3 protein-coding genes are annotated in these 4,511 nt (G+C 36.4%); all 3 read right to left on the reverse strand.

Annotation, left to right across the window (positions count from 1 at the left end; translation table 11 throughout):
• Positions 1-515: 515 nt before the first annotated feature.
• Positions 516-2,435, reverse strand: a complete 1,920-nt coding sequence (locus DMB71_RS00200; protein WP_111362677.1) for an OmpA family protein — start codon at positions 2,433-2,435, stop codon at positions 516-518.
• Positions 2,436-2,447: 12 nt separating this feature from the next.
• Positions 2,448-3,356, reverse strand: coding sequence for a PorP/SprF family type IX secretion system membrane protein (locus tag DMB71_RS00205; protein WP_111362678.1), 909 nt, complete (start codon positions 3,354-3,356; stop codon positions 2,448-2,450).
• A gap of 50 nt (positions 3,357-3,406) precedes the next feature.
• The coding region (locus DMB71_RS00210; RefSeq protein WP_162614733.1) for a T9SS type B sorting domain-containing protein at positions 3,407-4,511 on the reverse strand (1,105 nt) is incomplete at its 5' end.

Below are 4,511 nucleotides of genomic sequence, written 5' to 3' on the forward strand. Positions count from 1 at the left end.
TAGTTAGTTAGTTAGTTAGTTAGTTAGTTAGTTAGTTAGTTAGTTAGTTAGTTAGTTAGTTAGTTACGTTTTTTTCTTTTCTTGCACATTGATTTTGGAAGGTGATATGGCTGTTTTTTTTTGATAAGCAGAAGATTATTTTATCGTTGTCTAATTTCTGATGATTAGATAAGACTGTATGAAAAAAAATTACAATGCTATATTCGATTCTTTTCTTCTTGCAGGCAAAAAAGCTTCAGATTCTCAAAGCTTTTAATAGATAGTTAACTTAATTATAAGCATAAAAGGTAAAAATTATTCCAGCACTCTTCAGAGTTTTTGTTTCCAAAATTATGTTGATTATGCGTAAAACTTGCACTAGCAGAAATCATATGCATAAAATCTACAAAAATAAGCAATCTAACTGTTTTATGGTAAAGGCTGGCCTAAATGATTTTGTCAATAGATTCTATTTTTTCGAAACCTAAGGCCACGCTTTTTTACTGCAAAACAAAGCTTTCTTTATTAGCTTCTAGTTATTTAATTATTATAAATTCGCTTCGTCTGTTTTTTTGGTGTTCTTCTTCAGAGCATTTTACCCCATCAGAACAATCGTTTACCAATTGAGATTCGCCATAACCCTTAGCTGTCAATCGATTGGCGGCAATGCCATGCGCGATTAAATAATTTCGGGTCGATTGGGCTCTTCTATCCGATAATTTAATATTGTATTCTTTAGAAGCTCTGCTGTCGGTATGCGAACGGATTCCGATTTTTAAAGTTGGATTTTCTTCAAGAACAGTTAATATTTTTTGCAATTCAATTTCCGAATCTTTACGGATATTGGATTTGTCAAGGTCAAAATAAATAATAGGTATGTTTAGCACTTTGGCCAAATCGGTTCCTTCGTCAAGAGGTATAATGGTCTGTTTTAATGCTATAGTAACCTGTTTTTCTTGAGATTGATCTGTTTTGAGCGGTACTTCGGCAGTTTCAAAATTCTCTTTTTCTGCTCTTACAAAATACTGCTCATTGCAATTTGCTTTAAACTCAAATCTTCCAAAATCATCTGCCGTTGCCTTTAAAATTTGTTTTTGCATCTTGTCAAAAATGTAAACAGCAGCATTTGCAAGTGGTGTATTTTTGTTTTCGTCAAGAACTTGTCCCTTTACATTTACGATGCATTTTTTAAATTTATAAATATCATCAGAGCCATTACCTCCATCACGATTAGAGCTTAGAAGTCCGTCGGTCTTATTTTCGTTAAGAAAAAAAGCAAAATCATCCATTTGTGTATTGATAGGCATGCCAATGTTTGTAACAGTGGCATTACTCTCATTTAAGTTAGTGGTAAAAATGTCTAATCCTCCAAGTCCCAAATGCCCATCTGAAGCAAAATACAATTGGTTGTCTGAGGTCACAAACGGAAAAGTCTCACGAGCCTCGGTATTAATCGATTTGCCTAAATTTTCTGGTTTTCCAAAAGTTCCATCTGGATTAATCGCCACCTTGAAAATATCAGACAGGCCAATAGTTCCAGGCATATTAGAAGCAAAATAAAGCGTTTTTTCGTCTGGGCTCAGAGTTGGATGTGCTACGCTGTAATTCTCTGAACAAAACGGCAATTCGATAATATCTTCCCATTTTCCGTTTACTTTTTTACTTCTATAGATCTTAAGAAGGGTTGTTTGGGTTTCATCTTTGCCTCTTTTTCCATTATTAAAATTATTTCGCGTAAAGTAAACGGTTTGCCCATCTTTAGTAAAAACAGGTGTTGACTCATTGTATTTGCTGCTGATCTCTTTAGAAAACAATTCAGTGTTGCTGAAAGTACCATCTTCATTTACATTCGCGGCAAACAGGTTAGAAAAGTTTTGTCCCGTCCAGTTTTGCTTTTTGTTCTTTACCGAACTATCATCTCTAGTGGAAGTAAAAATTATCTTTTTGTCAAAATAAATCGCACCATAATCTGACTGCTCCGTGTTAATTGCTGTGCCCGCATTCATTACTTCATAATTTCCAGAATTGGCCTTAATTTCAGCCAGGTAATCTCTCTTTCCTAAAAACTCGATAGCTCTGGAATCATTAGGCGCCAAATTACTAAACTGCGCCATTATTGCGTCAGCTTTTTTAGTATTTCCCGTAGCTTTAAGACTTTGGGCATAGCGGTAATAATATTCAGGCTGTGCTGGAGCTCCTGCTGCAAATAATTTGTCATACCATTTTGCAGCGGTTGGGAGTTCTCCGTTGAAATAGTAAGAATTGGCCAATTTCTCAAAGATTTCTTTAGATTCGTAACCTTTTTGGGCTACATGTTCATAAACCTTTATTGCATCCATATACCCTAAACGATCATAGGTTTTGTCTGCTTTGGCAACTTTTATCTTTTGAGCCAACAAATCTGGGTTTGCCAATAAAAGGAGTGCTGCTATATAAATAAATTGCTTGCTTTTCATAATCTTTCAGTATTAGAAGAATCTTGGAGTTATGATTTTGACTATCCTTGGAAATATTTCATAACGCAGGAATATTTCGTGTGAGCCTGAATTATAATTGGCCAAATTAGTAGTATCATGATCATAGGCATACCCTATATACATACTGTTGGAAATTTGAAATCCTGCCATGGCGCTTACTGCCGCACTCCAACGATAAGCGGCTCCCAAAACAAATTTTTCGTTGAAAAGAAAATTGGCTGATACATCAACCTGCAATGGTGCTCCTTGAACCATTTTTACTAGAGTGGCCGGCTTGAATTTTACCGAATTGGAAAGATCAAATACATATCCGCCTATCAAATAATAATGCATCTTTTCTTTATATACAGCCACCTCGTTTGTAGAACGTTCGGTTTCTAGAAAATAGGGTACTGAGAGGCCAACATAGGCTTTGTCAGAGTACCAATAGGCTCCTGCTCCAAAATTAGGAGAAAACTCATTGTAATTGTACAATCTAGTATCGTTACTTTGCTCTGGGTTTAATTTTGAGATATCCAAATTAAATAGGTTGGCGGATGCTTTAATACCAAAAGAAAGTTTGGAATCTTCGGAAACAGGTATTGAATATGAAATATCTCCAGAAAAATTATTCTGAGTAGTTGGACCTACTTTGTGATTTTCAAAAGTAAAACCAATCCCGACGCGGCTTTCGCTATTAAATGGAGCATTTATCGAGAAAACGTTGTCTTTTGGCGCACCATCCAATCCAACCCATTGGGTGCGATATAATCCAAAAATGCTGATAGCTTCTCTAGTGCCCGCATAAGCCGGATTGATAGTGACTGTATTATACATATATTGTGTGTACTGTGGAATTTGCTGGGCATAACTGCTACAGCTTATTGCCAGCAAAACGTATGATAGTACCCTTATTTTCATATATTTTATATTTTTCATGGTGTAGAATTTATTTTATGATAAAAGGATTTTTATCTGGTTAAATACAAATAGCCAGCAGCATTTTTGGCCTTTTTATTAGATTTGACATATTCGATTACGTAATAATAAGTCCCATCAGGCAGTCCTTCTGACTTGTTGATTGTGGTTCTTCCTTCAGAGAATCCTTTAAAAGCTACCGCTTTGTTATCATATCCATGCTGTTCATAAACTAAAACCCCCCATATATTATAAATCTGCACTCTATTGTCTTTATATCGTTCGATATTTTCTATATAAAAATAATCGTTTACAGCATCGTCATTAGGAGTAAAAGCATTGTGAACAATAATATCGCAGTTTACTGGCGAATCGTCAAAATCGCACGCATCGGCTACCCTAAATTCTACAATAGAGGTACTGCAAACGTTTGGATTTAGCTTGTCGCATATTTGATATTCAATAGAATGGTTGCCAATATCTAAGTCCTCCGGAATAGTTATATTTCCGTTGGCATCAATTGAAAAACCAGAAGGAGCATTTATCAGCGAAATGGTTACATTGGCTGGATTCACAGGCTGGCCATTAAATAAATCGTTGCTTATTACATTTGGCAAAATGCCTCCTAAAGTACTAACTGGATTGGCTGTAAAATCATCTTTAACAGCTACTATTTTATTGGTAGGAATTGGGGTAACACTTTGATTGTTGTTGGCATTTACAGGATCAGACTGATTGCCAGAGATGGCAGCACTGTTGGTATAGGTCCCGTTTGCATTTACTTTGGCTGTTACAGTCAGCACTGCAATGCCTCCGTTGGCAAGATTTCCAATAGTCCAAAGTCCCGAAGCGCTGTTATAAGCAGTGCCTGTTGCTGCCGTTGCGCTGACAAAAGTGTAACCCGATTGCAATAACTCGGTCACTTGAACTCCTGTAGCATCATTAGGGCCTAAATTAGAGGCCGTAAGAGTAAAAATAACATTATCTCCAACATTTGGGGAAGCGTTATCTACAGTTTTTGCAACACTTAAATCGGCTTGTTTAAGAGGAGTTGCTATTGGTGCTGGAGTAATGGTACTGATATTGTTTGACAGGGTCGGATCATGCTCGTTTGCTGATACCGTTGCCGTATTGGCATACGGTCCAGAAGCGTTAACT

It is taken from the genome of Flavobacterium tistrianum (assembly GCF_003254545.1).
Lineage (GTDB): Bacteria > Bacteroidota > Bacteroidia > Flavobacteriales > Flavobacteriaceae > Flavobacterium > Flavobacterium tistrianum.

Bases quoted from the DNA above. Each gene is read 5' to 3' on its own strand.
- DMB71_RS00200 (WP_111362677.1), bottom strand. From the start codon at position 2,435: ATGAAAAGCAAGCAATTTATTTATATAGCAGCACTCCTTTTATTGGCA.
- DMB71_RS00205 (WP_111362678.1), bottom strand. From the start codon at position 3,356: ATGAAAATAAGGGTACTATCATACGTTTTGCTGGCAATAAGCTGTAGC.